Here is a 4,913-nt window from a genome sequence, read left to right on the forward strand (position 1 = left end):
GGTTATGTTTTAGCAGAACGATACGCTTCTCTAACTCGGTATCAAATGCTTGCTTGTGTAGGTTTATTTGAAGGTGAGTGCTGACATAAAGCACAAGTAAAAGTGCACTAGCAATGATGAAAAGTAGTTTGTTGCGAATTCCCATGCTTAGACTTCTGTCTCCGTACAGCTACTTATTGGATAAATGCTCTCTTAAGCAGGTGAGTATATCCTCTATTTCCCAGGGCTTGCCAAAACAGGCGGCAAGATTCGCTTGTTCATAGGCTTCTTGGACTGCTGAGCTATCGGCATGACCCGTGAGTATTATCTTGATGATATCAGGGAACATGGCATGAACGTCAATCAAGAACTTATCGCCTTTGGTAACAGGCATAATGTAGTCCGAAATGATGGCTACAATCTGTTCACCATCTTTAAAGGGCCTGTACCATCGCGATACGATGCATTGAGCTTCCTTGATTGGTCACTTCCGATGCCTGCGCTTAGTGTTGTTTCTTGTGTATTCTGAGCCGTTTTGGTGATGATGTTAATTACGGCGACAAAAGCATTGGCTCCGTAGAGTGCTGAGCCAGGGCCACGGACAATTTCTACCCGGCTAATGTCATCGACAATAAAGTTGTTGTAAGAGCTTAGTGCACCACCATTTACCAGGTTGTTATTGTTAGCGTGGCCATTGATTAGAAATAATACTTTTTCACTGAAGTCTGTTTTTAGCCCTCTTATCTCGAGGGTAGACCCTCCCATATTAGTTTGGTAAACACCTAAGCCAGGTACGCGCTTTAGTGCGTCCATTAGGTTGCGCGCACCCATTCTTTTTAAGTCAGCAGCGGTAATGACGGTAACACTTGCTCCACTTTTCTTAATATCTTCCAAAGTCTTAGTTGCCGTAGAAACATAAGTCTCTGCCTGTAGCCACTGTATTTCTTCTTGTAATGGCGATACGGATTGAGCAGGGGCTAATGTTTGGGAAAGTGCTGGTGCGCTAGCGGCGGCAAGAATAGCAAAGCTTATGTTTTGAAACTTTGAGCGGCGGATCATAGTGACTCCAAAATATTATTAGAATTGTCGTGGTTGATGACGTTATCTCTAGCGCGACACACCTTTCGGCGGCACGCTAGATTTTAACTATGGGAGAATGTATTGGTCTGGTTTCGCCCGCCTTCTTTAGAGGCATATAAGGCTTGGTCAGCTTGTTCAAGCCAGGTCATATAGTCGCTAGTGGCTTCAACAGCCTGACTAATTCCCAAGCTAATGGTAAATTTGATTGTTTTACCGTCATGAACAACTTCCATGGCTTCGATCTGTTTGCGAACACGTTCGCAGAAAACCATGGAATGTTCGGCATCGGTGTTACCAAGAATAACGCCAAACTCTTCACCACCGTAGCGGCCGGCAATATCAGTTTTACGAAGGTTATCCCGAAGTGCCTGAGAAACTTGCCTGATTACTTCATCGCCGGCTTGGTGACCATAGGTGTCATTTACCTTCTTGAAGTGGTCAATATCAAACATAATGACAGAGCAAGTCGTGTGATAGCGCTTATAACGGCTAAACTCTGCTTCTAGGCACTCTTCCCAATAACCTCGATTGTTTAGCCGAGTCAGGCGATCAGTTCGACTCAGCATTTCTAATTCAGAGTTCGCTCGTTCCAGTGCGTTCCGGTTCGCGGCAATATCAGTCACGTCATAGAGAATGATAGCGATATGGTTTACCGTTCCATCAGCAGATACCAAAGGTGAGATGGTCACGTTTTGGTACATGAATGGTTCTGTGCCGGTAATTGGGCGGTAGTTTTTGAATTTGAACAGATAAGGTCGCTGCTCCCAGGTCATAAAGGAGCGGTTTTTTAACATAAACACTGAATTAGATTTATGCTCTAGCCAATCTCTGGGCAAATCAGGGAATAAGTCAAAGAGATTCTTGTCTTTGGTCTGCAATGGAGTTATGCCGCTATGGCTCTCCATGAAACTGTTCCAAACTTTAATGCTAAAGTTGCGATCCAGTACCACGAGGCCGACATCGATGGTTTGCAGCATATCCATCAGCCAGTGAAATTCTTTTATATCTATCTGTGATCGTTCCATAGTTCGGCTATTAATCCATCAAGTAGGAAAGTCGTTTGTTCAAATTGTCCAGTGAATCTTCAGTGAACAGTAATAACAGGTCGCAACTAATGTTGTAGTTTTCAATTTCGTAAGTGATTTCAATGGCGAGTGTTTTCTTCCAGCGCTTGGCATTGGCTTTGATCAATTCACTTACTTTGACATGCTGCCCTAAAACAACCGGGTGCCCTTGACTGAAGGTGGTGTCGAGTTGTTGGGCAATACCGTTAGTACAGGCGCCCACTAGAATACTGGCCACTTCCATTAGTAGCTCAAGCTCAACCATGCGATCGACTTCGCCTTTGTAGTCGAGCAGCTTGGCGATATCACCAAAACTTGAATCACTGAAAATGAGCAAGGCTTCGCCACTAATACCCGAACCGATAAAACCTTGGCAAACGGCAGAGTAGGTGTCTTGTTGCTCGGTGAGTGATAAGGCCATTTCTAACTCACTAACTTCGAGCAAGTTAACGTTTGGTATAGGCAGTTTTACGAAGACTTTCAAAAGCCGAGCGAGTAGGTCAGCTGCTTGTCCCATTGCGACATTCGCTATTTCTTGCATGCAGTCGCGGGTGCCAATATTGCCGATTTCACCTTTCTTAATTATCGGTGCTCTTGCAGGCGTAGCAGGAGCGGCTGAGGGCTCTGGTGCTCTGTAAAGGCCAAATTTCTCAAGTAGCTCTGTGAGCGCTTCAGTCGAAGTAGGTTTCTTAATGAAGTCGATTGCGCCTAGAGCCTTAACGCGTTCATGTGCTTCAGGTTGAATATCTCCTGATACGACAATTACCATCGTTGGCAAATCTTGTTTCTGAATCTGCTCTAAGGTTTCATAACCATCCATGACTGGCATGTTGAGGTCGAGAAACATAATGTCTCCCAAGCCTTCTTTAATGGCTGCCAATGCTTCTTCACCATGTTTCGCAAATGAAACTTCTATTTCCCAGTCACTTGGCAAGGTTCTCGCCATTTGCTTTCTAGCTACGCTGGAGTCGTCGCAGATCAGGACGCGTGTTGTCATATGAAAAGGTCTTTCCACGGGATGTATTTATGATTACTAATTAAAGTGCATGAATGCCCATTCAGCAAGTCTTCAGGATAATTAAAGTTCCATATTCAGAGCAGTCATGACCCCATGCTCTGAATGGGGTATACTGGAGCGTTTATTAGTCTCAGGTATTAGTCTGGAAATCCAATTTAACAGGGTTTCTGGGCTGTAAGTGTGTGTCGACGGAGTCTTTTAGGTGAGTGATATTAAGAGCAGGGTGAACACTTATTTGTATGCAGCACAAACACAAGCAAAGCAGGCAGAGACAAGTACTAATGCTGCGCTTGCACAGGCTGCCGTTGTTGGCGCTAGTTTGAGTTTGAAGTATGCCTGGGAAGCCTGGCTAGAAGAATTATCAGCCTATTTAAAGATCCCTGCTGACGCCTTGCAAGATGAGTCTTCAGAATTGGCGCAGAATATGCCCGATTGCCAGTTCCTGTTTGCGCAGAAGCAGGAGCAAGGAAGTTGGTATCAACGCTTGTTGGCTTTATCTGTTGACCCTCTGCTCTACAGAGAAAATTCGCCGCATTCTAGGCAAGCAGCTAGCACAGAAGCAAGTGTGCCTCGAATTGAGGTTATTAATTTGACCGAGACAGCTATTGAAGGTGATAGAGAGCTGACTTTGTTAGAACTTATTGAAGAAGTAAAAACTTATATTCAGCAAAGGCGAGAGCAACAAACAGAATGGTAAAGAAGGCCGCAGGTACTATATAACTTACCTGGTGAGCAGGTTTCTATATAAATTTGGAGTTTGAATGAGTAGCGCATTTTTAGAGATAGTTGAATTAGAAAACGGTAGCTTCGCCTTGAAGCGAATGGATGATGACGGCGAATTCTTGGTCGAAATCCAATTTTCAGAAGAGGTTGAAGGCTTTTTGGGGGAGCATAAAGCAGCGATAGCGAAAGCAATGATCGGTGCGGGTGTTCAAGCTGCCGGGGCACTATCTAAATCGATTGTCGAAGCTGAAGAAAAAGAGCGTGAAGACCGTATATTACATTAATTCGAACAACCCTCGGTTGGACAAAAAACATAAGAGATATAGTTAGGAGTTAGTATGGAACTGGTACAGTTTGAGTTGCAAGATAAAGTAGCCACGATCAAAATTCAAAACGGTAAGGTGAATGCAATTTCTCACCAGGTCATTGCAGAATTGAATGAAGCGCTTGATCATGCTGAAGAGACCGGAGCGGTGGTTATTATCACTGGTCAGGAAGGTATATTCTCGGGTGGATATGATTTGAAAACCATGCAGAAGAGTATGGATCATGCGACTGCGCTTGTGGCAGAAGGTTCTACTTTAACGCGTAGAATGTTGGCTTTTCCTACGCCAATTATTGCTGCATGTAGCGGTCATGCGATTGCCAAAGGCTCCTTTATTCTTTTATGTAGCGATTACCGTATTGGTGCTAAAGGTCCATTTAAGCTAGGCCTGAATGAAGTGGCGATTGGTATGACAATGCACCAGGCAGGCATTGAAATGGCGCGTGGTCGTATCCCGACAAACTACTTTAATCGCTCGGTAATGAATGCAGAAATCTTTGATGTTGAAACGGCTGTTGATGCAGGATTTTTGGATAAGCTTGTCGATGCAGATCAGCTAATGACTGAAGCTAAAGCGTTGGCTGAAGAGTATAAAAAGCTGAATATGAAGGCTCATCACGGTACTAAGCTAAAATCACGCAAAGCCTTACTGGAAGCAATGGATGCTGCGATTGAAGTCGATCGTACGACGACTTTCTAAACCTTCCTTGTTACATAGAGGGCT

General features: G+C 44.3%; 7 protein-coding genes. 3 read left to right on the top strand and 4 right to left on the bottom strand.

Annotated elements, in window-relative coordinates; all coding sequences use genetic code 11:
* Positions 1-169: 169 nt before the first annotated feature.
* From A3761_RS16000 to A3761_RS16015, 4 genes are all read right to left on the bottom strand, one after another.
* Positions 170-373: a hypothetical protein gene (locus A3761_RS16000; RefSeq protein WP_068510480.1), complete on the bottom strand. Its 204-nt coding sequence runs from the start codon at positions 371-373 to the stop codon at positions 170-172.
* A 20-nt stretch (positions 374-393) separates the two neighbouring features.
* Positions 394-1,038 (bottom strand): TonB-dependent receptor, encoded by a 645-nt coding sequence (locus tag A3761_RS16005; protein ID WP_068553015.1) that lies wholly within the window; start codon positions 1,036-1,038, stop codon positions 394-396.
* Positions 1,039-1,121: 83 nt separating this feature from the next.
* A complete protein-coding gene (locus A3761_RS16010) occupies positions 1,122-2,084 on the bottom strand; it encodes a diguanylate cyclase (RefSeq protein WP_068510485.1) in 963 nt (320 codons plus the stop codon).
* 10 nt (positions 2,085-2,094) lie between these two features.
* Positions 2,095-3,120, bottom strand: coding sequence for a response regulator (locus A3761_RS16015; RefSeq protein WP_068566518.1), 1,026 nt, complete (start codon positions 3,118-3,120; stop codon positions 2,095-2,097).
* A gap of 223 nt (positions 3,121-3,343) precedes the next feature.
* Here A3761_RS16015 and A3761_RS16020 point away from each other — a divergent pair, with 223 nt between their 5' ends.
* From A3761_RS16020 to A3761_RS16030, 3 genes are all read left to right on the top strand, one after another.
* Positions 3,344-3,838 (top strand): DUF6586 family protein, encoded by a 495-nt coding sequence (locus tag A3761_RS16020; protein ID WP_068552970.1) that lies wholly within the window; start codon positions 3,344-3,346, stop codon positions 3,836-3,838.
* 64 nt (positions 3,839-3,902) lie between these two features.
* Positions 3,903-4,148 carry a hypothetical protein gene (locus A3761_RS16025; RefSeq protein ID WP_068509110.1) on the top strand — a complete coding sequence of 82 codons (246 nt, stop codon included), beginning with the start codon at positions 3,903-3,905 and terminating at the stop codon, positions 4,146-4,148.
* Between the two features lie 54 nt (positions 4,149-4,202).
* Positions 4,203-4,889, top strand: coding sequence for a crotonase/enoyl-CoA hydratase family protein (locus A3761_RS16030; RefSeq protein WP_068510566.1), 687 nt, complete (start codon positions 4,203-4,205; stop codon positions 4,887-4,889).
* Positions 4,890-4,913: the final 24 nt, after the last annotated feature.

It is taken from the genome of Oleiphilus sp. HI0123 (assembly GCF_001635315.1).

Bases quoted from the DNA above. Each gene is read 5' to 3' on its own strand.
- A3761_RS16000 (WP_068510480.1), bottom strand. From the start codon at position 373: ATGCCTGTTACCAAAGGCGATAAGTTCTTGATTGACGTTCATGCCATG.
- A3761_RS16005 (WP_068553015.1), bottom strand. From the start codon at position 1,038: ATGATCCGCCGCTCAAAGTTTCAAAACATAAGCTTTGCTATTCTTGCC.
- A3761_RS16010 (WP_068510485.1), bottom strand. From the start codon at position 2,084: ATGGAACGATCACAGATAGATATAAAAGAATTTCACTGGCTGATGGAT.
- A3761_RS16015 (WP_068566518.1), bottom strand. From the start codon at position 3,120: ATGACAACACGCGTCCTGATCTGCGACGACTCCAGCGTAGCTAGAAAG.
- A3761_RS16025 (WP_068509110.1), top strand. From the start codon at position 3,903: ATGAGTAGCGCATTTTTAGAGATAGTTGAATTAGAAAACGGTAGCTTC.
- A3761_RS16030 (WP_068510566.1), top strand. From the start codon at position 4,203: ATGGAACTGGTACAGTTTGAGTTGCAAGATAAAGTAGCCACGATCAAA.